This window comes from Nocardia sp. CA-145437 (assembly GCF_050956485.1).
GTDB lineage: Bacteria > Actinomycetota > Actinomycetes > Mycobacteriales > Mycobacteriaceae > Nocardia.
Map to the genome: position 1 here is coordinate 4,894,163 of NZ_CP191204.1, position 21,448 is coordinate 4,915,610.

Below are 21,448 nucleotides of genomic sequence, written 5' to 3' on the forward strand. Positions count from 1 at the left end.
AGCAAACCCTCCCAGAGGGTTTCTCGGCCCCAGCCGTACCCGGTCACGGCACCGATACCGGCAATCGTCATATGATCTTGATGCTGACCGTCGGCAATCGGGACGGGGATAGTGCCAGGCATTTACATCGCTCCTCTCCGGTAATTCATTCAATACGGTCGGCAAGCTGCAGCAGCAAATTTCCAGATAACAGAATGGTGCCGTGCTCCATCGACGTGTTCCGCACCGACGATCAGGGGGTGAACGAAATGGTGGGTAACGATCGGGCAAACCTCCCGGCCGACGCCGAACAGCTGGCCCAGCGCTACCGGTCCCTGGTGGACTACAGCCCGGACGGGATCGTGGTCCACGAACGCGGAATGATCGTCTACGCCAATCCGGCGCTGCTGCGCATGCTGGCGGCCGCAGAACCCGAGGACGTCATCGGGCGGCCCGTCACCGAGTTCGTCGCGCCGCCGTCGGTCGCAGCCATGCTCGACCGCATCCGTCGGCTCACCATCGCCGGCAACGCCTCCGACCCCGCCGAGATGACCCTGCTGCGCTGCGACGGGCACTCGGTGGAGGTCGAGACCGTGTCGGTGCTGACCGCCTGGCACGACCATCTGGCCTATCAGGTCGTCGTGCACGACCTGACCCCGCAGCGCCGCGCCGAGGCCGCCCAGCGGCGCGCCGAGCAGTTCTTCACCTCCGTGGTGTCGCAGCTGGACGAGGGCGTGGTGGTGATCGGCCGCGACGGCCGCATCGAATCCGCCAATCCGGCCGCGCGCCGCATCTTCGGCTACGACGCCGAGGACCTGATCGGCACCCACATCGACGACCTGCCACTGTGCCTGCTCGACGCGAACGCCCAGCCCATGCCCTCGACCTGGTATCCGGTCATCCGCACCCTGGCCACCGGCGAGGACGTGACGCGGTTCGTGTTCGGGCTGGACCGCCCCGACGGGCAGCGGCGCTGGCTCTCGGCCAACAGCCGCCTGCTCAACCCCGAGGACCCGAACTCCCCGGCGGTGTCCTCGTTCAACGACATCACCGAATTCCGGGCCAGCCGAAGGCAATTGGAGTACCAGGCCACCCACGACCCGCTCACCGGGCTGGCCAACCGGTCGCTGGTGCTGTCGAAGCTGGCGGCGGCGCTGGGCACCACCGAGACGCTGCCGGTGTCGAGCGTGCTGTTCATCGACCTGGACGGGTTCAAGACCATCAACGACACCCTCGGCCACGCCATCGGCGACACCGTCCTGCAGATCGTGGCCCAGCGGTTGCAACGCGGGCTGCGCGCCGACGACGTGGTGGGCCGCATCGGCGGCGACGAGTTCCTGGTACTGCTGTCCGGGCGCACCCTGGGCGACGATCTGGACGCCCTCATCGCCCGGCTGCGGCAGGCCACCTCCGAGCCGATCGTCGCGCGCGGACACCGCATCCAGGTCGACGCCTCCGTCGGCGTCACCCATCTGCACGCCGGCGACACCCGCACACCGGAAGCCGTGCTGCACGACGCCGACCTGGCCATGTACCGGGCCAAGCCGCCCAACCACCACAACAGTCCGCTGGCGCGGCGCACCGACAGCACCCACGCCTCGTAACCCGGACACCCACGCCTCGTCACCTGGCGATACGGCGCGGGCAAGCAAGGCGCACTAGACTCGACAACTCTGTTCTCGATGCTTCGCGCGCCGTCCCCGCACGGCGGACGTGGTGAACAAGGAGTTCCGTCTTGCCCGACCTCACCGAGGAGCGTTCTGTGCCCGATTCCGCTGACGCGGCATCTCCGGACCTGGAACGCGAGCAGCAGTACCTCACGAAGCTCTACGAACAGCTCGACGGCATGCGCGCCTACGCCCAGCGGCGGCTGCGCACCGTGCTCCTGGAAACCGGCGGCACCCCGCAGGCGCGCAGTGAGCGCGAGTCGTTCACGCAGCTCTACTCCGAGGATCTGTCCAAGTACGACGCCGCCGAACACGGCCTGTGCTTCGGCCGCATCGACATCGCCCCGGGCGAGAACGACGGCGACGGCGAGAACCGCTACATCGGCCGCATCGGCATCCTCGACGAGAGCGCCGACTACGAGACACTGCTGCTGGACTGGCGCGCTCCCCTGGCCCGGCCGTTCTACCTGGCCACCACCGCCGCCCCCGACGGGGTGACCCGGCGGCGCCACATCCGCTCCCGCAACCGCAAGGTCACCGGGGTCAACGACGAGTACCTGAGCCTCGAGGCCGCCCAGGCGGCGGGGGTGATCGGCGCCGACGGCGGGGTCGGCAGCGAGAGCGCGCTGCTGGCCGCCCTCAACGCCGCGCGCACCGGGCACATGAACGACATCGTCGAGACCATCCAGAGCGAGCAGGACGCGATCATCCGCTCCGAGCACAAGAGCGTGCTCGTGGTGCAGGGCGGGCCCGGCACCGGCAAGACCGCGGTGGCGCTGCACCGCGCGGCCTATCTGCTCTACACCTACCGCCAGCAGCTGGACAAGGCCGGTGTGCTGATCATCGGGCCGAACTCCACCTTCCTCGACTACATCGGGCAGGTGCTGCCCTCGCTCGGTGAGACCGGCGTGCTGCTCTCCACCGTCGGCAACCTGTACCCGGGAGTGCAAGCGACACTGGAGGATTCGCTGCGCGCCGGGGAACTCAAGGGTTCCCTCGACATGCTCGAGGTGCTCAAGAAGGCGGTGCGCGACTGGCAGGACGTGCCGCGCGAGACCATCCCGCTCTACTTCGACGGCCACCAGCTCGAACTCGACCGCAAGATCGTCACCAAGGCCCGCGGCCGCGCCCGCTCCTCGCGCCGCCCGCACAACCTGGCCCGGCCCATCTTCGCGGCCGCGGTGGTGGACGCGCTCACCGATCAGCTCGCCGCCGCCATCGGCTCGAACCCGCTGGGCGGGCGAAACCTGTTGAGCCAGACCGATCTCACCGAGATCCGCGACGAGATGCGCGCCGACGCCGAGATCCAGCGCGCCATCGCCGGACTGTGGCCGATCCTCAGCCCGCAGGAGGTGCTGGGCGGGCTGTGGGCCGACCCCAAACGCCTGGCCAACGCGGCCGGACAGCTCAGCGCGGCCGATCGGGCCGAACTGCGGCGCTCCGACAGCGGCGAGTTCAGCGACGCCGACGCGCCGCTGCTCGACGAACTGGCCGAACTGCTCGGCATCGACGACAGCGAGGAGCGCGAGCGCGCCCGCCGCCGCTGGCGGGCCCAGCTCGCCGAGGCGCAGGACGCCCTCGACATCCTGACCGGTTCCGCGCCACAGGATCTCGAGGACGACCTCGACCCCGAACTGCTCATGGCCTACGACCTCATCGACGCCTCCCAGCTCGCCGAGCGTCAGCAGGTCCGCACCCGCCAGACCACCGCCGAACGCGCCGCCGGGGACCGCACCTGGACCTACGGGCACGTCATCGTGGATGAAGCGCAGGAGCTTTCGGCCATGGCATGGCGGATGGTCATGCGCCGCATCCCGAATCGGTGGATCACCGCGGTCGGCGACGTCGCCCAGACCGGCGATCCGGCGGGCGCCTCGTCGTGGCAGCAGGTGCTGGAACCGTATGTGGCCAAACGCTGGAAGCTCACCGAGCTGACCGTCAACTACCGCACGCCCTCGGAGATCATGGCGGTGGCCGGGGACGTGCTGGCCGCCATCGATCCGGCCGCGCCCGCGCCGCGCTCGGTCCGTGACTCCGGCTTCGATCCGGCCGCGACCCGGGTGACGGCGGGTGAGCTGGCCGACGAGGTCAAGCGGCTGATCGCGGCCGAGGCCGAGCATCCCGGCACCACGGCGGTCATCGTGCCGCACGACCTGGCCGCCGAACTCGGTCACCTGTCGGATGATTCGACGCGGGTGCTCACCGTCCACGACGTGAAGGGCCTGGAATTCGACGCGGTGATCCTGGCCGAACCGCACCGGATCCTGAGCGAATCGCCGCGCGGACTCAACGACCTGTACGTGGCGCTGACCCGCGCCACCCAGCGGCTGGCCGTCGTGCACACCGAGGACCTGCCGGAGGTCCTGCACCGGCTGGCGTGACCCGCCCGCGAACAGCGAAGCGGCCGAGCCCGGTGGGCTCGGCCGCTTCGTAGGAACGGGGGTTCGGGGGCCAGGCCCCCGATTTCCTCCCGGGTGTGGGGCGGCAGCCCCACTCAGCGCACGGTGTGCACGATCAGCACGTCGCAACGCGACTTGCGGGCCACGTCCGAGGGCACCGAGCCGAGCAGGCGACCGGCCAGGGTGTTGAGGCCGCGGTTACCGACAACCAGCAGGTCGGCCTCCACGTCCTTGACCAGGTCCAGCAGCGACTCGACCGGCTCGCCGACGACAGGCTTCTCCACGACGTTCACCGCGCCGAGGGCGACGGCCTTGTCGCGGGCGACGCGCAGGATCTCACTGGTGGGCGCGGAGCCGCGCACCTGGTAGGCCTCGTCCTTCAGCACGTCCGCGGCCGCGGCGACATCGCGGTCGTCGGTCGGGAAGTAGGCGCAGGCGATGTACAGCGTGGCGCCCTCGTCGCCGGCCAGAGCCGCGGCCCGCTCGACGGCGACGTACGACGAGTCCGAGCCATCGGTACCGACGACGATCGTCCGGTAGGCGGTCATTTCTCCTCCAAGTACAAGGGTCGGGGCCGCGGAATCCTCGACAGTGGGGTTTTCACCGCGGCAACTTCGCCTGACAATAGCGGCATAACCGGCGGAAATATTCGATATCGCAACACATCACACTGCGTGGCGGGATCGGCGACTGTGACATTCCCGGCGCTCCCCGAACACGGCCCCGGCTACCAGCGAATTTCCCGGCGATCGCGACGCGGAACACACAATGTCAACAGCCTTGCACGCCTGGGAGATTCGTCACAAGCCCGAAATGTCCGCGGGCCGCTCGTTGTGTCACGTCACAACGAACGGCCCGGGAATCAGTGACTTCGATTTGCCGGTCGCCGCGGATTTCCTAGGAGAGGTCGAAAAGCGGTCCGGTGAGCGTCAATCCGAGATCGTGGCCGACATGGGCGAAGAAGGCGAACAGCATGAGCGACGCGCCCGCCAGCGCGATGTCCTTGTTGAAGTGCACCATCTCGCCCTGCTTCGCCTCGGGATCGGTCTCCTTCCAGAAGGCGTGCATGAGGAAGGCGGTCGGTACCAGGAACAGGATCAGCAGCAGTGCCCCGAGGTCGGCCCAGACGCCCAGCAGCACGCTCAACCCGCCGGCCAGCAGCAGAACACCCGAGGCGGGCACCGCCAGGGTAGGCATCGGTATGCCCTTGAACTGCGCGTACTGCGCCATCGACGCCCGCTGCGCCAGATGCCCGAAGCCCGAGCCGAGGAACAGCAATGCGAACAGGATCCGTCCGATCAACACCAGCACGTCCATGGCCCGCTCCTTCGATGGTCGATATGCCATTGGGTGACATGGCAACCAACCTCATCAGGTCCACCGCTATTCCCGTACCAGCCAGTTTGTCAGGATGGTAGCGAGATGCGGGCGTATTCGAGCGGAGGCATTCCGATCTCCTTGGCGAACTCGTTGGAGAAGTGCGCCTGATCGAAATAGCCGAGCTCGAGGGCCAGCGCGGCCAGGTCCGAGGTGCGGCCCTCGGCCAGCAGGTGCGCGCCGTCCTGCAGCCGATAGCGGCGCAGGACCCACTTCGGGCCCGCCCCGACATAGCGGCGAAAGAGGCGCTGCAGGGTGCGGACCGGGATACCGAAACGCTCGGTGACCTGGTCCACCCGGGTCAGGTCGCGATCGTGCTCCATGGCCTCGATGATCGCCAGCACCTGGCGGTAGGCGCTCTGGTCGCCCTCGACGCCCTGAGCCGCCACCAGGAAATCCTCGATCAGCTCGCGGCGGAGCAGCGGGTCGCCGGTGGCGAGCACGGCCTCGGCCAGAGTGTCGGCGGCGGGGAAGATCTCGGCCGCCGGGACCGAGGTGTCGCTGAGCGCGCCCACATCCAGCCCGGTGAACGCGCCGAAGCCGCCCGCCCGGAACTTCACCCCGAACGTCTCACCCGCCCCGGCCAATTCGCGCACGTACTTGGTGGTCCACACGCCGGTGACGAAGGCGCCGGTGCGTTCGTGGGTGCGCTCGAAGGTCAGGTTCACGCACGGGTACGGCAGCACCTCCGCAGAGAACGGCGGCTCACCCCGGCGATCCCAGCGGACCGCCCAGTACCACTCGACATAGCGCGACACCCGTTCGCCCGCGGGCAGGCGAGCGTGGTTGTTGGCAGCGTTCTGCTGGCGCGGCCGCAGGATGCCCTTGGCGGTCTCCGGCGGCGGCACCGGCCGGGGCGCGAACCGGTTTTCGGGATTGTCAGCGCTGGTCATCGCCGCTGTCGCTTTCTTACAAGACCATCGCGGCCGCGCCGAGGAAGGTAGTAGCCATGAGCGACACAGTGAATCCGATCCCGCAGGACTACCACTCCATCACCTGCTTCCTGGCCGTCCCCGACGCCAATGCGGCCATCGACTTCTACAGCGCCGTGTTCGGCGCGAAGGTGCTGAGCCGCAACGATCTTCCCGACGGCCAGGCCGCGCACGCCGAACTGCTGATCGGCGACTCCACCATCCAGGTCGGCATGCCGATGCCCGACGAGGGCCTGCGCGCGCCCGCCGACGACTGGGTCCACACCAGCGTGGTGCACTACTGCCCCGATGTGGACGCGGTCTCGACGTTGGCCACCGAGAACGGAGCTCGCTTCGTCTCCGCGCCGCAGACCTTCGTCACCGGCGACCGCTACGGCCGGGTCATGGATCCGTTCGGCCACCGCTGGATCGTCATGACCCGCGTCGAGGACGTCTCCCGCGAGGAGGCCGAACGCCGCGTCAACGAATGGATGGCGGAGCAAGCCTGAGCACCGGGAGTGGGTGCGCGGAGTCCCGACGGGCCCCGCGCCCCACACGCCCGTGGAAGCGGGTCGCGTAACCCCTTCCGGCCGAAGCGTTCCCGTCACGACAGACCGGCGGCGTCCATGCCGCGTAGTTCCTTCTTCAGGTCGGCGATCTCGTCGCGGAGGCGCCCGGCCAGCTCGAACTGCAGTTCGCGGGCCGCGTTCATCATCTGCGCGGTCATGTCCTTGATCAGGTCGGCGAGTTCGGCGCGCGGCATGTTCCGCACGTCGCGGCCCTCGTAGACGCCGGCGCTCACCGCGCGTCCGGGCTCGCCCTGGGCGCGGCGACCGCGGCTGGCATTGCGGCCCGAGCCGCCCACCTCGACCTCGGTCTCCTCGGCCTCGCGGTACACCTGGTCCAGAATGTCGGCGATCTTCTTGCGCAACGGTTTCGGATCGATGCCGCGCTCTTCGTTGTAGGCGACCTGCTTGGCCCGGCGGCGCTCGGTCTCGTCGATGGCGTGGCGCATGGAGTCGGTGATCTTGTCCGCGTACATGTGGACCTCACCGGACACGTTGCGCGCCGCGCGGCCGATGGTCTGGATGAGACTGGTGGAGGAGCGCAGGAAGCCCTCCTTGTCGGCGTCAAGAATGGCGACCAGCGACACCTCGGGCAGGTCCAGGCCCTCGCGCAGCAGGTTGATGCCGACCAGCACGTCGTATTCGCCCAGGCGCAACTGCCGCAGCAATTCGACGCGGCGCAGGGTGTCGATCTCCGAGTGCAGATACCGCACCCGCACACCGAGTCCCAGCAGATAGTCGGTGAGGTCCTCGGCCATCTTCTTGGTCAGCGTGGTGACCAGGACGCGTTCGTCGCGTTCGGTCCGCAGCCGGATCTCGTGCACCAGATCGTCGATCTGCCCCTTGGTCGGCTTGACCACCACGTGCGGGTCCACCAGGCCGGTCGGGCGGATCACCTGTTCGACGAACTCACCTCCGGTCTGGCCCAATTCGTACGGGCCGGGGGTGGCCGACAGGTACACCGCCTGCCCGATCCGCTCGGCGAACTCCTCCCAGGTGAGCGGCCGGTTGTCCACCGCCGACGGCAACCGGAAGCCGTACTCGACCAGGTTGCGCTTGCGGGACATGTCGCCCTCGTACATGCCGCCGATCTGCGGCACGGTCACGTGGGATTCGTCGATGACGAGCAGGAAATCGTCGGGGAAGTAATCCAGCAGAGTGGCGGGCGCGGAACCCGCGGGCCGCCCGTCGATATGCCGCGAGTAATTCTCGATACCCGAGCAGAAACCGACCTGCTTGATCATCTCCAGGTCGTATTGGGTGCGCATCCGAAGCCGTTGCGCCTCCAGCAGTTTGCCCTGCTTCTCCAAATCCGCCAGCCGCGTCTCGAGTTCGGCCTCGATGTCGCGCACCGCGCGTTCCATACGGTCGGGACCCGCCACATAATGGGTGGCCGGGAAAATCCGGACCATATCCACCTGACGCACCACATCACCGGTCAGCGGGTGCAGATAGTAGAGCGCCTCGATCTCGTCGCCGAAGAATTCGATGCGCACCGCCAATTCCTCGTACGAGGGGATGATTTCGACGGTATCGCCGCGCACCCGGAAACTACCGCGGGTGAACGACATGTCGTTGCGGGTGTATTGCACGTCCACCAGCAGGCGCAGCAGCCGGTCCCGATCGATCTCGGTGCCCACCTCCAGCTGCACCGACCGGTCCAGATAGGACTGCGGCGTGCCGAGGCCGTAGATGCACGACACCGACGCGACCACCACGACGTCGCGGCGCGAGAGCAGGCTCGAGGTCGCCGAGTGGCGCAGCCGCTCGACGTCGTCGTTGATCGAGCTGTCCTTCTCGATATAGGTATCGGTCTGCGCGATGTAGGCCTCGGGCTGGTAGTAGTCGTAGTACGAGACGAAGTACTCGACCGCGTTGTTGGGCAGCATCTCGCGCAGCTCGTTGGCCAGCTGCGCGGCCAGGGTCTTGTTGGGCGCCATGACCAGGGTGGGCCGCTGCAACCGCTCGATCAGCCAGGCCGTGGTCGCCGACTTACCGGTACCGGTGGCGCCGAGCAGCACCACGTCCTTCTCCCCCGCGCGGATGCGCCGCTCGAGTTCGGTGATGGCGGCCGGCTGGTCACCGGCCGGAACGTGTTCGCTGACCACCTGGAACTGGCTGTCGGTCCGCTCGACCTCACCGATGGGCCGATGCTCCGAATGGGCCAGCGGCAGGTCGTCCGGGATCTCGGTTGCGAAAGCCATGGCACCAGCCTAGGACGGACCACCGACAAGAACACCCAGCCGCTCGCCTGTTCACCGAGGCGGACCCGGCCGTGACCCGGGTCACGATCGGCAGGGCCCCGGGTCACGGTCGGCAGGGCCCCGGGTCACGATCGGACTCGTCGCCGCGCGATGGCTGCCCGCGCGGAGCCCACCCGTCCAATCGCGCGACGGCTCCGAATTCTCTAGTCCGGTACTCATTTCGGTAAAGGACTTCTAATGTCTGAATTGACCGTTACCCCAACGGATTTCAGACCGTCCATGCCGATCGGTGTCGCGTAGATCTCAGTCCGTTCACGACGGTTTGAATCCCAGGTTCCAGGTGTACTCTGAGCTCGCTGGTCGCACGATTCGAGAGAAGGCATGGCGATGACCGGTTTGTTTACGCCACAGCGGAATTCCACCAATGGCGCGCGCCCGCACCGGACGACCGACGACACCCCCGCGGTGTCCCCGCATCGCCCCAGACTCGAGTATTTCAATCTCGCGGATCTGTCGTGGACCGATTATCGCGGGTTTCTGCACCCCGTGGAGCGTTTACAGGCCGAACCGTTCGGTCTGTATATCGAACGGACAGTGGACAATCCGCGGTACCACTACGTCGAGTCCTGGCTGCTGCCCGAACTGTCGCTGCGCGCCACCGTGTATCACCTGCGCCCGGGCCACGATCGGACCCAGACCCACTACCTCGACATCGGCGAGTACGGGCCGTGCGAGGACAAGAAGTGGCGCGCCGAGAGTCATTACCTACACGTGGTGGCCCGGCCCGGCCGCGCGCCCGAACTGCTCGGCATCGACGACCTGCTGACCGCGCACGCGGCCGGGCAGTTCGACACCGCGCAGACCCACCGGGCCATCGAGCGGGCGGCCTCCGTGGTCGACGGCCTCGGCGCCTGCGGGCACGATGTCGACCGGTGGCTCGCCACCAAGGGCGTCACCCTCACCTGGCTCTGACCCCGGGAACGCGAACGCCCGGTCCGGATGGATCCGGACCGGGCGAGGTCTTGCGGGTATCTCCGCCCTCCGACTAGCCGGAGATGCTCGGCAGCAGGCCGTTCAGACCGCCCGACAGACTCGGGAACAGGCTGCTCGAGCCGCTGCTCAGGCCGCAGCCGACGCTGCCGGTGCTGGTCAGCGGGTTGGCCTCGGCCACGTCGACGTCGATCGACTTCGAGATCAGGGTCTGGGTCACGGTCAGCGTGTGCTTGCCCGCGGTGCTCGGAGTCCAGTTGATGGTGACCTTCCCGCTCAGCAGCGAGGGGGTGACCGGGCTGCCCGGCAGCTCGGCGCCGTTGTCACGGAAGGCCACCGACAGCAGCCGGTCGACGTCGATGGACGCGGTCAGCGTGTAGGAGCAGCCGACATTGTGGCTGGTGCCGGAAACCTCGAGGCCGGTCGGCCACGCACCGGCCTGGGGCGCGGCCAGGACGATGGTCCCAGCCACCGCGCCGAAGGTCGTGAGGCCCATGCCGACCCGGCGGGCACGGGTTTTCTGTTCGCTCATGCAGGTATTCCCTTACGGTTGAGGCCCCGCCCACGAAACGGCGGGTCGTCGTGCGCGACGATACAGCGCAACCGAACCATAGCGAAACACGCGCGCTTCAAATAGAGTTTTCGGAATATTCGCCCCGCTCCGCACCGGATTCCAGCAATCTGCGAGCGATGCCACCCCCGCTCCCCTGGACGACCGCCGCTCGACACGCGATGCTGAATGACATGACTCGGGCGCCCGCGGTGGATCTGCACCGACCCAAGGTGGAGTACTTCAATATCGACGAGCTCACCAATATCGATCCCAAGGGTTTCGTGCGGCAGGTGGAGCGCTACCAGGTGGAGCCGTGGGGGCTGTACATGGCCCGCACCTCGGACCATCCCGAGTTCCACTACATCGAATCCTGGCTGCTGCCCACGGTGTCGTTGCGCGCCACCGTCTTCCACTTCACCCCCGCGCATCTGCGCGACCAGGACTACTACATCGACATCGGCGAGTTCGCGCAGGTCGGGCCGAAGCGGTGGAAGTCGGTGGACCACTACCTGGATCTGGTGGTGCGGCAGGGCAGAGAGGTGGAGCTACTCGACGTGGACGAGCTGCTGGCCGCCCACGCCGCCGACTACCTGACCCTGGCCGAGGCCCAGCAGGCCATCGAGTCCGCCACCGCGACCATCGACGGAATCGCCGCGCACGGACACAGTTTCGAGGACTGGCTGGCCGCCCAGGGCATCACACTCACCTGGATGTAGACCGAGAAACCAGGGGCCGTCCGCACCGAGGGGTGCCGACGGCCCTTCTCGTCGGCTAGGCGCCGATGATCAGGTTGACCGTACGACCCGGGTCGGCATTGGCGTGCAGCCGCTCCCCCGCCGCGAGCTCGACGCCCGCGGCCGGCGGATCATTCGCGGCGACCGGCGGAAAACCGATGTCCGCCAAGCGATCCCGGAGCGACTCCGGGTCCACCCCGGCCGCGACCGTGATCCGGATGTCGAGGACGTCGGCCGCGGGCTTGCCGGCCACGGCGGTGGCCCCGACGTGTTCGATGCTCGCCGCGTCGGCCGCGCACGCCAGCGCGAGGCGGGCGATCACCCGCCGCGCCTGCGCGGGCCATTCCGGATTCGCTTCCACCACGGGCAGTTCCGGCCGCGCGGCGGGCGTGCGGGTGCGCAGATTGCGTTCGAAGGGCACGAGGCGCTCGTCCCACAGCCGGTGCACCTCGGCGTCGATCAGGCCGGTCGCGCCATTGTTGTCGAGCAGAACGTCGGCGGTGGCGCGGCGCTGGGCGTCGGTGGCCTGGGCGGCGATGCGGGCGCGGGCGTCGGCCTCGTCGATGCCGCGGAACTCCACCAAGCGGCGCACCCGGGTCTCCTCAGCGGCGTCCACGATGACCACCAAATTCATGAACGGCGCCAGGCCGTTCTCGACCAGCAGCGGAATGTCCTGCACCACAATGCCGTCGGCGGGCGCGGCGGCGATGAGCGCGGCGGTGCGCTTGCCGACCAGCGGGTGGGTGATGCCGTTGAGGGTGGCGCGGGCCTCGTCGGTGGCGAAGGCCTTGGCCGCCAGAGCGGGCCGGTCGAGGCTGCCGTCGGCGGCGAGGATGTCGTCGCCGAACGCGGCGGCCAGGGCGGCCAGGCCCTCGGTGCCGGGGGCGACCACCTCGCGCGCGATGACATCGCTGTCCACGAGCACGGCTCCGCGCTCGGTGAGAATGCGGGCCACGGTGGACTTGCCCGCGCCCATGCCTCCGGTGAGACCGATTCGCAACATTCGACCAGTCTCGCACCGCCGCCGGTTCCGGCGCGTGCCAGGGTTACTCGGCCTGCCACGATTACCCACTCGACCCGGTCGTTTCACCTGCAAGCACAGTCCTTGCCCGTTCCGTGATGCCGGTGAGATCATTTCGCAACTTTTCCGGCCAATCCCGACCGTTTGTCGGCAACATTCCGACACGCCGGGGCACACGCCCCGCAAAATTCGGTGACGCACACTTTTGTTCGGCTATCGTTCGCCGCAGGCGATCTTCAGGCCGGTTAACACGCAAGAGAAGGAACATCAGTGAGCACCAAGAACCTCCAGACGGGTCGCCACCGTCTGGGCCTGGCGGGCAACGTGCATTGCATCGAGATCCCCGCCGTCGCAGCCGCTCTCGCCGAGCACGGACGGTCCTGGCTGACCGCGCTGTTCAGCCCGGCCCGGCACAGCGCGACCGCCAGGCGAAAACAGTCACCCGAGTCCGGCGTCGTCCGCCGCTGGGTGCCTGCCACCGTCGGCTGATTCCGCCGGAATCTCCAGCACCGCTCCCTGATTCGCCACATACATACGCAGTGGCTCGGTCCGAACCGGACCGAGCCACTGCGTTGTGCGCGTGTCTCCTTACGCGGCAGCGGAATTACACGAGGCCGCTGGGCTTGCGCCGAGTGCCGGGATCCTGACGCGGCATGGAGTTCGGCGGCACCGGGTACGGGGTGCCGACGGTCGCGGTCCCGAGGGCGATGTTCGGACCGCACTGCGCGATGGCGTCGTTGACCTTCCGGTCCGCCGGGGCGAACACGGGCTTGGACGCATCGGGGCCGGAACCGAAGTCGAAGGCCGAGGTCATGTCACCGGTGACGCTGCGCCGCCACGCGGTCAGGTTCGGCACGTCGACTCCGAAGCGGCGCTCCAGGAGTCGCAGCTGCGAGGTGTGGTCGAAGGTCTCCGAGGCGACCAGGCCGCCCCGGCTGTAGGGCGAGATGACCAGGCCCGGTACGCGGTAGCCGAGACCGATCGGCCCGGTGATGCCCTCGTGCTTCTTGTCGATCGGCACCGTGACGTACTCCCCCGGCGTGCCCGCGGGCGCGGTCGGCGGGGTGACGTGGTCGAAGAAGCCGCCGTTCTCGTCGTAGCTGATGATCAGCGCGGTCTTCTCCCACACCGCCGGGTTGGAGGTGAGGATGTCGAGCACCTGCATGATGCCGACCGCGCCGAAAGCCGGTGGCAGCGCCGGGTGTTCACAGTTCAGCAGCGACGGGATCACCCACGACACGGCGGGCAGCTGGTTGGCGGCGACGTCGGCGGCGAAGTCCTGCGGATACGCCGGGGCCTTACCGCGCCGGGCCAGTTCGGAATTCGGGTCGGCGGCCTGCTTGAAGCAGCCCATCATGCCGTCCAGGATCACCGACGACAGCGGACCGACGTCCCGGTTGTTGTAGATCTTCCAGCTGACGCCGGCATCGGAGAGGTTCTCCGGCATGGTCCGCCAGCTGTAGGCGTTCTGCGGGATCAGGGTCGGCGTCTCGAGCAGCGGGCCGCCGTTGTGACCGTCGGGGTCGATCGTGGCCGACATCCAATACAACCGGTTGGGGTCGGTCGGGCCGAGCACCGAGCAGTGGTAGTTGTCGAGCAGGGTGAAGGCATCGGCCAGGTCCCAGTGCACCGGAATGTCGGCCTGGGTGTAGTAACCCATTGCGGCGGGCGCGTTTCCGGGGCCGACCGAGGCGATCGACATGGGCATCCAGCCGTCGTTGCGGCCGTCGTTCCACGCCTTGTGCATGGCCGCCCAGCTGTGGTCCGGGTCGTTGATGCACTCACCGTCGAGGCTGGCGCCGCGGGTGGTGTCGAGGCGGAACGGGTTGACGAAGCCGTCCGCGGTGGGGCCGACGCCGGGGGTGTAGCCGTACTGGTTCCAGGCCGGGGACGGGTCGTCGAACCCGCGCACGCCGGACATGGTGCCGAAGTAGTGGTCGAAGGAACGGTTCTCCTGCATGAGCAATACGAAGTGCTCGATGTCGCCGAGGCCGCCCATGCCCGCCGGGTCTGCGGCGTAAGCCTTTTCGATGATCGGTCCGGCGACCGACGCCAGCGCGCCGGCACCGCCCGCTGCCATGGCTTTCGCCAGAAATTCCCGCCTGTTGACTCCGGCGAACACGCCCATGCTCCGGTGGTGCCTTCCCGCTAGAAGTGACAGTGAAGGGACGGCGCCGACACGGATCGGTCGCACGTCCAGTTCGTATCCAACCCGCGCATCATGACAGCGCAGCGAACCGCTGGTAAACGAAAGTCCCCTGGTCGAGGACCAGGGGACTTTCGTTATTATCGCTTAACGCGGATCAGCGAATCAGGCGTTGCCCGACAGCTTCTCACGCAGCGCGGCCAGCTGCGCATCGCTCGCGAGCGAGCCACCGGCCGGCGCGTCCGAGGACGAAGCGGCAGCCTGCGAACCGGACTCCGAGGAGTAGTTCTGCGGTCCACCGTTGGCAGCCTCGGCGGCGGCGTCGGCGGCCATCTTCTCCATCTGAGCGGTGTGCATCTTGTGGCGACGCTCGGCCTCGGCGTACCGGGTCTCCCACTCCTCACGCTGCTTCTCGAAGCCCTCGAGCCATTCGTTGGTCTCGGAGTCGAAGCCCTCGGGGAAGATGTAGTTGCCCTGGTCGTCGTAGCTGTCGGCCATGCCGTACTTCGACGGGTCGAACTCGGCGGTGTAGTCCTCGTTGGCCTGCTTCAGCGACAGCGAGATCCGGCGACGCTCGAGGTCGATGTCGATGACCTTGACCATGGCGTCGTCGCCGACGGCGACAACCTGGTCCGGGACCTCGACGTGGCGCTCGGCCAGCTCGGAGATGTGCACCAGGCCCTCGATGCCCTCTTCGACGCGCACGAACGCACCGAACGGAACCAGCTTGGTGACCTTGCCCGGCACGATCTGACCGATCGCGTGGGTGCGGGCGAACTGACGCCACGGGTCTTCCTGGGTCGCCTTGAGCGACAGGGAGACACGCTCGCGGTCCAGGTCGACGTCGAGAACCTCGACGGTGACCTCGTTGCCGACCTCGACAACCTCGGACGGGTGGTCGATGTGCTTCCAGGACAGCTCGGAGACGTGCACCAGACCGTCCACGCCACCCAGGTCCACGAAGGCACCGAAGTTGACGATGGAGGAGACCACACCCTTGCGGACCTGGCCCTTCTGCAGCTGGTGCAGGAACTCGCTGCGGACCTCGGACTGGGTCTGCTCGAGCCAGGCGCGACGCGACAGGACCACGTTGTTGCGGTTCTTGTCGAGCTCGATGATCTTGGCCTCGATCTCCTTGCCGACGTACGGCTGGAGGTCACGGACACGGCGCATCTCGACCAGCGACGCCGGGAGGAAGCCGCGCAGACCGATGTCCAGGATCAGGCCGCCCTTGACGACCTCGATGACGGTGCCCTTGACGGCCTCGTCCTTCTCCTTGAGCTCCTCGATCGTGCCCCAAGCCCGCTCGTACTGAGCGCGCTTCTTCGACAGGATCAGGCGGCCTTCCTTGTCCTCCTTGGTGAGAACGAGGGCCTCGACCTCATCGCCCACGGAAACGACCTCATTGGGGTCGACATCGTGCTTGATGGACAGTTCGCGAGACGGGATCACGCCTTCGGTCTTGTAACCGATGTCGAGAAGGACCTCATCGCGATCGACCTTGACGATCGTGCCTTCGACGATATCGCCGTCGTTGAAGTACTTGATGGTCTTGTCGATGGCGGCGAGGAAGTCCTCGGCAGTGCCGATGTCGTTGACGGCAACCTGCGGCGAGGTGACAGTGGTGGGCATGTGTTGGGAGGCTCCGGACGGATTGTGGTCGGTAGTGGACATGTGGACTTTCGGTTTTGCTGCGAACAGCGGGCAATGGATCTAACGTTGCACAACGCTGCCGTGGCTGTAACTTCCAAAGACAGCTTGCGGACTCACAGCACGATTATCTGCTCTACGCGGTCTCGAGAAACCGGGTACAGAAGACACTCGCGGAAAACAGCGTACGCGACGGGTGTTGTACCAAGCAAACATGGGTCTCATCGCAAGCCTCGCTAGGGTGTGCCCATGTCCGAAGATCACTCTGCCACCCCCGACGACGTCCGGCACGCCCAGGCCAATGCCCTGCTCGGCACGGTGGGAGTGACCCGCGCCAAGGTCGATTCGGAGTCGAGTCAGCGCGCCAGCCGCAAGTGGTGGGACGCCGACGCGGCGGCCTATCACGAGACGCACGCCGACTTCCTCGGCGTGGACTCCCCCGCCGGCGAGTTCGTGTGGTGCCCGGAGGGGTTGCACGAGGGTGACTGGCATCTGCTCGGTGATATAGAGGACAAGCGGATCCTGGAGATCGGCTGCGGCTCGGCACCCTGCTCGCGCTGGCTCGCCTCGCACGGCGCGCACCCGGTCGGCCTCGATATCTCCCGTTCCATGCTCGACCGCGGTCTGGCCGCGATGGCGGCGGGCGGACCCCGCGTCCCTTTGATCCAGGCGGGAGCCGAGGATTTGCCGTTCGCCGACGAATCGTTCGACCTGGCCTGCTCGGCCTTCGGCGCGGTCCCCTTCGTCGCCGACTCGGCCCGGGTGATGCGCGAGGTCCACCGCGTCCTGCGTCCCGGCGGCCGCTGGGTCTTCTCCGTCAATCACCCCATGCGCTGGATCTTCCCCGACGATCCGGGCCCCGGCGGCCTGCGCGCCACCATCCCCTATTTCGACCGCACTCCTTATGTGGAGGTCGGCCCCGACGGCGAGCCCACCTACGTCGAGCACCACCGCACCATCGGCGACCGCGTCCGCGAGATCGTCGCCGTGGGGCTGATCGTGAAGGACATCATCGAACCCGACTGGCCCGAATGGCTCGACCGCGAATGGGGCCAGTGGAGCCCTCTCCGGGGCGAGATCTTCCCCGGCACAGCTATTTTCGTCACAGAGAAAGCGAACTGAGACCGACGGACCCGACGGCCGGAACGGGACCGAGCCGCGGCGTGCGCGGCTGGTCCCGTCCGGGGGGCTACCGGATCGACAGTGCCGAACCGGTGTCGTGACTATTTGGGTTCGCGGCCCGCTTGTCTGAGAGCCATCCGGAGCGCGTACTCGATCTGGGCGTTGATGCTGCGCAGGTCGTCGGCCGCCCATTTGGCGATGGCGTCGTGGACGGCCGGGTCCAGGCGCAGCAGCACGCGTTTCGGCTCGCGTTTGGCGGCGGACATCAGGCGTAGAGGGTGCCGGCGTTGACCACGGGTGCGGCGGAGCGGTCCCCGCACAGCACGACCAGCAGATTGGACACCATCGCCGCCTTGCGCTCCTCATCCAGGTCGACCACGCCCTGTTCCGCGAGCCGGTCCAGCGCCATGCCGACCATACCGACCGCGCCTTCGACGATGCGGCTGCGGGCGGCGACCACCTGGGCGGCCTGCTGGCGGACCAGCATGGCCTGGGCGATCTCCGGCGCATAGGCGAGGTGGGTGATGCGGGCCTCGATGATCTCGATGCCGGCCAGTTCGGTGCGGGCGCGCAGCTCCGCGGTCAGTTCACCCGCGACCTCCGCGCCGTCGCGCAGGCTCGAGGTGCTCGCGTCGTCGGTCTGGTACGGGTGGGTGGTGGCCAGGTGCCGGACCGCGGTCTCGGACTGGGTGCGCACGAAGTCCTCGTAGTCGTCGACGGCGAAGGCGGCCTTGTAGCTGTCCACCACCTGGTAGACGACGACCGCGGCGATCTCGACCGGGTTGCCGTCCAGGTCGTTGACCTTCAGCTTCTGGGTCTCGAAGTTGCGGATGCGCAGCGAGATGCCGCGGCGGCTGGACAGCGGGGTCACCCAGTGGAAGCCGGACTCGTCGACCGAGCCGATGTAGCGGCCGAAGAACTGGATCACCTTGGCCTGGTTGGGATTCACCGTGATGAAGCCGCTGGCGGCGAGCACCGCGGCCAGGATGGTGACCGCCAGCGCGATGCCGATGACGGTCCGCGCACCTCCGGTGGCGCCGCCGCTGCTCAGCGCGTGCGACTCCAGCACGATTCCGACCACCAGCAGGATGAAGACCCCCAGCAGGAGGAACCCGTTCAACCGGAAGGCCCGACGCATCTCCATGACACTCTCCTAGTATCGAAGTGATATCACGACGATAGCGCGGCCGTGCCGGCGCGGCAAGCGTGAAAGCAGCGTGCACCGCCGCGCAAAGGTGCGGCGGGGCACATGGTTTCGGGTCCCGGCCGATCAATTCGGGCGGATATTGCGGTTGTTGCGGAACAGGTTGGCGGGGTCGTACTTCGTCTTGAGCGCGGCCAGCCGGTCGTAGGTGGCGGGGCTGTACCCGGCGCGGGTCTGCGCCTCGTCGGCCTGGTCACCACTGCCGTAGAGGAAGTTGAGGTTGTGACCGACGGTCCACGGCCGCACCGTCTTTCGCGCCAGCGCCAGCTGATCGCGCACCGCGTCGGCGTTGTCCGGCCGCGGCATGGCCAGCACCCGCGCGATGTACCGCGCGTCGCGGTGGTCCATCGAGATTCCGTGCGGGCCCGGGCGGCTCAGCGCCCCGCCGAGGTGCCGGAATCCGGCCACCGTGGGCAGCGCGGCCTCGGGTCCGGTCGCCGCCAGGAAAGCGTCGGCGGCATCGGCGGGCAGATCCGAGAGCAGCGCGTTGGTGGCGGTGTAGGCGTGCGGGTGATCGGGATCCCGGTAGATGGCATGGCTTTCCGCGTAGGGCATCATCCGCAGGTCGTCGGTCACGCGCTCCCCGACCGCGCGCAGCGGCGCGACGAGGCGCTCGCCCTCGGCCTCGGTGCCGGTGAAGGCGACATTGATGGTCGCCACGTACCGCCCGCGCAGGTGCGGGGGCACCTGCGGGAGGTCGGGGAAGGTCAGCATGGTGATGGCCGAGGTGACGGTCTCGGGCGCCTGCCGGGTCCACCGGCGCCAGGCCTGCAGCGCCGGGGCGACCAGCGCGGTGTCGAACTGCAACTGGCCGCCGTAGACCCGGGTGACGGGCAACAGGTCCAGTTCCAGCGCGGTGACCACGCCGAAGTTGCCGCCGGTGCCCAGCACCGCGCCGAACAGCTCGTCCCCGGGCGTCAGGCGGCGCAGGCGACCGTCGGCGGTGACGATCTCGACGGCCCGCACATGCTCTGCGGCGTAACCGTATTCGCGAGCCAGAATGCCGATGCCGCCGCCGAGGACGTAACCGACCACACCGACCGAGAGCGAGGAGCCGTTCAGCGGCGCCAGTCCGTGCGCGGCGGCCGCCTCGATCAGGGCTCCGGCCCGCACGCCCGCCCCGACGCGGGCGGTGCGCGCGTCCGCGTCGACGCGGATGTCGGTGAGGCGGCGGGTGGTGATGAGCACGCCGCCGTCGGCGGCGACCGACAGGCCGTGCCCGGTGGCCTGCACGGCGACCGGAAGTCCCTGCCGCGCCGCGTATTCCACCGCGGCGCGGACGTCCTCGGCGTGGGCCGCGGCCACCACGACGGCGGGCCGGTGGGTGTAAGCGGTTTGGAATCCGGCGATCTCGGCGTCGTAGCCGGTGTCGCCGGGTTGGAAGACGAGTCCGGTGGTGGCGGGCAGTTCGGTGATCGCTGTCTTCGTCATGCCTCCCACCCTGCTCGCCTCGGAACAATAACTCCAACAGATAGTTCTTCTCGAGGCTAGAATCATCAGTTATGGAGCTGCGTCAGCTGCGCTACTTCGTCACGGTCGCCGAGGAAGCGAACTTCACCCGCGCGGCGGCCCGCCTGCACCTGGCCCAGCCCGGCCTCAGCGCGCAGATCCGCCAGCTGGAACGCGAACTGGGACAACCCTTGCTGGATCGGACCAGCCGCTCGGTCACGCTCACCCCGGTCGGCGAGGCGGTGCTGCCGATCGCCCGCGCGGCCCTCGAACATGTCGAGCGCATCACCCACACGGTGGACGAGTTCACCGGGCTGCTGCGCGGGCATGTGCGGGTCGGCTTGATCTCCGGCGCGGCGGGCGAGGAGATCGACATCGCGCAGGTGTTGTCCGACTTCCACCGCGATCACCCGCAGATCGGCATCTCCCTCACCGAGGACACCTCCGACGCCATGTACGGCGCTCTGCGCCGCGGCGAACTGGACATCGGCCTGCTCTCCATCTCGGAGGATCTGGACCCGAGCATCGGCACAGAGCTCATCTACGAGAGCACCATCGTGGCGGCCGTGCCGGCGGCGGCCGAGGGCTTCGGCGCCCGGATCACCCTGGCCGAACTGTGCGAGCACCCGCTCATCTGCCTGCCCACCGGCACCGGGTTGCGCGCACTAGTCGAAAACGCCTGCGCCGCGGCCTCTCTGGTACCCGATGTGGCGTTCGAGGCCGCCGCACCCCCGCTGCTCATCCGGCTGGCCGCCCACGACCTCGGCATCGCCGTCATTCCGAGAATTCCGGCGGAGGAGGCCGCTCGCCTCGGTATCCGCACCCTGGAGATCGATCCGGCGATGTGCGGCCGCCTGGTGCTGGCGTGGAGCACCGAGCGGCCCCTGAGCCCGGCCACGAAAGTCCTGCTCGGCCAACTCCGTATCGCGCTCGCGAGCTGGAAGTCGCCGGGTCAGGCGAATACGGCTCGCAGACCGCGGTCCCGCACGGCCTGAATCCCGACCAGCGCCAGCAGTACGACACCGGTCACGATGTGCTCGATGGCGTCGCTCCGGTGATTCGGGAAGCTGAACATCACGACACTGTGCGCGAACAGCGCCCAGATCCCGACCACGAATCCGCCTCCGACAGCGGCGATCACGCAGTACCAGGCGGCCCAGCGCTTGCGCAGGGCGGCGAGCAGCGCGGGGGTGAACAGCAGCAGGCCCGCGAGCCCGTGCCAGCCGTTGTAGTCCATGCCGAGAACCGGTGTGGCCGGGGCGTGTTCGCCCATCGCGAAGCTGGGTTCGGTGATCCAGCCCACGATCGCCCACACGATGTGAACGACTCCGACCACGAATACCGCCCCTTGCAGAAAGCTCCCTCGCGCCCGCGCCACCGGACGCTCCCCTGTCGCCGTCATCGCCATGTCGCCGCCTCCCAACGGTGCGACCGAATATCTACTACAAACTGTAGTTGACTTGACGGCTCCGCGTA

Annotated in this window: 19 protein-coding genes and 1 pseudogene; 8 read left to right on the plus strand and 12 right to left on the minus strand. The window is 68.0% G+C overall.

Annotation, left to right across the window (positions count from 1 at the left end; all coding sequences use genetic code 11):
- The first annotated feature begins 248 nt into the window (after positions 1–248).
- Together ACQPYY_RS22790 and ACQPYY_RS22795 are read left to right on the plus strand one after the other, a co-directional pair.
- Positions 249–1,583, plus strand: coding sequence for a diguanylate cyclase domain-containing protein (locus ACQPYY_RS22790; protein WP_433590927.1), 1,335 nt, complete (start codon positions 249–251; stop codon positions 1,581–1,583).
- Between the two features lie 158 nt (positions 1,584–1,741).
- A complete protein-coding gene (locus tag ACQPYY_RS22795) occupies positions 1,742–4,027 on the plus strand; it encodes a HelD family protein (RefSeq protein WP_379106841.1) in 2,286 nt (761 codons plus the stop codon).
- Positions 4,028–4,140: 113 nt separating this feature from the next.
- On the opposite strand, the gene ACQPYY_RS22800 is transcribed toward ACQPYY_RS22795, so the two are convergent.
- From ACQPYY_RS22800 to ACQPYY_RS22810, 3 genes are all read right to left on the minus strand, one after another.
- A complete protein-coding gene (locus tag ACQPYY_RS22800; protein ID WP_357097823.1) occupies positions 4,141–4,593 on the minus strand; it encodes a universal stress protein in 453 nt (150 codons plus the stop codon).
- A gap of 349 nt (positions 4,594–4,942) precedes the next feature.
- Positions 4,943–5,362, minus strand: a complete 420-nt coding sequence (locus tag ACQPYY_RS22805) for a DoxX family protein (protein WP_379106843.1) — start codon at positions 5,360–5,362, stop codon at positions 4,943–4,945.
- Between the two features lie 89 nt (positions 5,363–5,451).
- Positions 5,452–6,315 (minus strand): AraC family transcriptional regulator, encoded by an 864-nt coding sequence (locus ACQPYY_RS22810; RefSeq protein ID WP_433590928.1) that lies wholly within the window; start codon positions 6,313–6,315, stop codon positions 5,452–5,454.
- 56 nt (positions 6,316–6,371) lie between these two features.
- Between ACQPYY_RS22810 and ACQPYY_RS22815 the strand changes: the two genes are divergently transcribed.
- Entirely contained in the window at positions 6,372–6,842 is a 471-nt protein-coding gene (locus ACQPYY_RS22815) for a VOC family protein (RefSeq protein ID WP_433590929.1), read from the plus strand.
- A 95-nt stretch (positions 6,843–6,937) separates the two neighbouring features.
- Here the strand turns inward: ACQPYY_RS22815 and uvrB are convergent, their stop codons facing one another.
- Positions 6,938–9,103: an excinuclease ABC subunit UvrB gene (uvrB, locus tag ACQPYY_RS22820; RefSeq protein WP_433590930.1), complete on the minus strand. Its 2,166-nt coding sequence runs from the start codon at positions 9,101–9,103 to the stop codon at positions 6,938–6,940.
- A 387-nt stretch (positions 9,104–9,490) separates the two neighbouring features.
- Between uvrB and ACQPYY_RS22825 the strand changes: the two genes are divergently transcribed.
- Positions 9,491–10,075: a DUF402 domain-containing protein gene (locus tag ACQPYY_RS22825; protein ID WP_433590931.1), complete on the plus strand. Its 585-nt coding sequence runs from the start codon at positions 9,491–9,493 to the stop codon at positions 10,073–10,075.
- Between the two features lie 73 nt (positions 10,076–10,148).
- Here the strand turns inward: ACQPYY_RS22825 and ACQPYY_RS22830 are convergent, their stop codons facing one another.
- Complete coding sequence (locus tag ACQPYY_RS22830; RefSeq protein ID WP_379106854.1) at positions 10,149–10,625, minus strand: hypothetical protein; 477 nt, start codon at positions 10,623–10,625, stop codon at positions 10,149–10,151.
- Between the two features lie 212 nt (positions 10,626–10,837).
- Between ACQPYY_RS22830 and ACQPYY_RS22835 the strand changes: the two genes are divergently transcribed.
- On the plus strand, positions 10,838–11,362 hold the full coding sequence (locus ACQPYY_RS22835) for a DUF402 domain-containing protein (protein ID WP_357097843.1): 525 nt from the start codon (positions 10,838–10,840) through the stop codon (positions 11,360–11,362).
- Between the two features lie 76 nt (positions 11,363–11,438).
- On the opposite strand, the pseudogene coaE reads toward ACQPYY_RS22835, so the two are convergent.
- Positions 11,439–12,383 (minus strand): annotated as a pseudogene (gene coaE, locus ACQPYY_RS22840) (dephospho-CoA kinase); the annotation flags it as partial.
- A gap of 288 nt (positions 12,384–12,671) precedes the next feature.
- Between coaE and ACQPYY_RS22845 the strand changes: the two are divergent.
- A complete protein-coding gene (locus tag ACQPYY_RS22845; RefSeq protein ID WP_433590932.1) occupies positions 12,672–12,890 on the plus strand; it encodes a hypothetical protein in 219 nt (72 codons plus the stop codon).
- A gap of 115 nt (positions 12,891–13,005) precedes the next feature.
- Here the strand turns inward: ACQPYY_RS22845 and ACQPYY_RS22850 are convergent, their stop codons facing one another.
- Both ACQPYY_RS22850 and rpsA read right to left on the minus strand, forming a co-directional pair.
- Complete coding sequence (locus ACQPYY_RS22850) at positions 13,006–14,529, minus strand: phospholipase C (RefSeq protein ID WP_433590933.1); 1,524 nt, start codon at positions 14,527–14,529, stop codon at positions 13,006–13,008.
- A gap of 183 nt (positions 14,530–14,712) precedes the next feature.
- Positions 14,713–16,179, minus strand: a complete 1,467-nt coding sequence (gene rpsA / locus ACQPYY_RS22855; protein WP_357285909.1) for a 30S ribosomal protein S1 — start codon at positions 16,177–16,179, stop codon at positions 14,713–14,715.
- A gap of 267 nt (positions 16,180–16,446) precedes the next feature.
- On the opposite strand from rpsA, the gene ACQPYY_RS22860 reads away from it, so the two are divergent.
- Complete coding sequence (locus ACQPYY_RS22860) at positions 16,447–17,319, plus strand: class I SAM-dependent methyltransferase (protein ID WP_433590934.1); 873 nt, start codon at positions 16,447–16,449, stop codon at positions 17,317–17,319.
- A gap of 101 nt (positions 17,320–17,420) precedes the next feature.
- Here ACQPYY_RS22860 and ACQPYY_RS22865 read toward each other — a convergent pair whose 3' ends face one another.
- The 3 genes from ACQPYY_RS22865 to ACQPYY_RS22875 all read right to left on the minus strand — a co-directional run bounded on the left by ACQPYY_RS22865 (position 17,421) and on the right by ACQPYY_RS22875 (position 19,954).
- Positions 17,421–17,585, minus strand: a complete 165-nt coding sequence (locus ACQPYY_RS22865; protein ID WP_357097856.1) for a hypothetical protein — start codon at positions 17,583–17,585, stop codon at positions 17,421–17,423.
- Positions 17,585–18,463 (minus strand): SPFH domain-containing protein, encoded by an 879-nt coding sequence (locus ACQPYY_RS22870; protein ID WP_433590935.1) that lies wholly within the window; start codon positions 18,461–18,463, stop codon positions 17,585–17,587. Before ACQPYY_RS22870 ends, ACQPYY_RS22865 begins: the two co-directional genes overlap by 1 nt.
- A 126-nt stretch (positions 18,464–18,589) precedes the next feature.
- On the minus strand, positions 18,590–19,954 hold the full coding sequence (locus ACQPYY_RS22875) for an FAD-binding oxidoreductase (protein WP_433590936.1): 1,365 nt from the start codon (positions 19,952–19,954) through the stop codon (positions 18,590–18,592).
- A gap of 71 nt (positions 19,955–20,025) precedes the next feature.
- On the opposite strand from ACQPYY_RS22875, the gene ACQPYY_RS22880 reads away from it, so the two are divergent.
- Positions 20,026–20,967: a LysR family transcriptional regulator gene (locus tag ACQPYY_RS22880; RefSeq protein WP_433590937.1), complete on the plus strand. Its 942-nt coding sequence runs from the start codon at positions 20,026–20,028 to the stop codon at positions 20,965–20,967.
- On the opposite strand, the gene ACQPYY_RS22885 is transcribed toward ACQPYY_RS22880, so the two are convergent.
- Positions 20,925–21,308 (minus strand): DUF4383 domain-containing protein, encoded by a 384-nt coding sequence (locus ACQPYY_RS22885; protein WP_433590938.1) that lies wholly within the window; start codon positions 21,306–21,308, stop codon positions 20,925–20,927. The two genes, ACQPYY_RS22880 and ACQPYY_RS22885, sit on opposite strands and share 43 nt — an antisense overlap.
- Between the last annotated feature and the right edge of the window lie 140 nt (positions 21,309–21,448).

Bases quoted from the DNA above. Each gene is read 5' to 3' on its own strand.
- ACQPYY_RS22790 (WP_433590927.1), top strand. From the start codon at position 249: ATGGTGGGTAACGATCGGGCAAACCTCCCGGCCGACGCCGAACAGCTG.
- ACQPYY_RS22800 (WP_357097823.1), bottom strand. From the start codon at position 4,593: ATGACCGCCTACCGGACGATCGTCGTCGGTACCGATGGCTCGGACTCG.
- ACQPYY_RS22805 (WP_379106843.1), bottom strand. From the start codon at position 5,362: ATGGACGTGCTGGTGTTGATCGGACGGATCCTGTTCGCATTGCTGTTC.
- ACQPYY_RS22810 (WP_433590928.1), bottom strand. From the start codon at position 6,315: ATGACCAGCGCTGACAATCCCGAAAACCGGTTCGCGCCCCGGCCGGTG.
- ACQPYY_RS22815 (WP_433590929.1), top strand. From the start codon at position 6,372: ATGAGCGACACAGTGAATCCGATCCCGCAGGACTACCACTCCATCACC.
- uvrB (WP_433590930.1), bottom strand. From the start codon at position 9,103: ATGGCTTTCGCAACCGAGATCCCGGACGACCTGCCGCTGGCCCATTCG.
- ACQPYY_RS22825 (WP_433590931.1), top strand. From the start codon at position 9,491: ATGACCGGTTTGTTTACGCCACAGCGGAATTCCACCAATGGCGCGCGC.
- ACQPYY_RS22830 (WP_379106854.1), bottom strand. From the start codon at position 10,625: ATGAGCGAACAGAAAACCCGTGCCCGCCGGGTCGGCATGGGCCTCACG.
- ACQPYY_RS22835 (WP_357097843.1), top strand. From the start codon at position 10,838: ATGACTCGGGCGCCCGCGGTGGATCTGCACCGACCCAAGGTGGAGTAC.
- ACQPYY_RS22850 (WP_433590933.1), bottom strand. From the start codon at position 14,529: ATGGGCGTGTTCGCCGGAGTCAACAGGCGGGAATTTCTGGCGAAAGCC.
- rpsA (WP_357285909.1), bottom strand. From the start codon at position 16,179: ATGCCCACCACTGTCACCTCGCCGCAGGTTGCCGTCAACGACATCGGC.
- ACQPYY_RS22860 (WP_433590934.1), top strand. From the start codon at position 16,447: ATGTCCGAAGATCACTCTGCCACCCCCGACGACGTCCGGCACGCCCAG.
- ACQPYY_RS22865 (WP_357097856.1), bottom strand. From the start codon at position 17,585: ATGTCCGCCGCCAAACGCGAGCCGAAACGCGTGCTGCTGCGCCTGGAC.
- ACQPYY_RS22870 (WP_433590935.1), bottom strand. From the start codon at position 18,463: ATGGAGATGCGTCGGGCCTTCCGGTTGAACGGGTTCCTCCTGCTGGGG.
- ACQPYY_RS22875 (WP_433590936.1), bottom strand. From the start codon at position 19,954: ATGACGAAGACAGCGATCACCGAACTGCCCGCCACCACCGGACTCGTC.
- ACQPYY_RS22880 (WP_433590937.1), top strand. From the start codon at position 20,026: ATGGAGCTGCGTCAGCTGCGCTACTTCGTCACGGTCGCCGAGGAAGCG.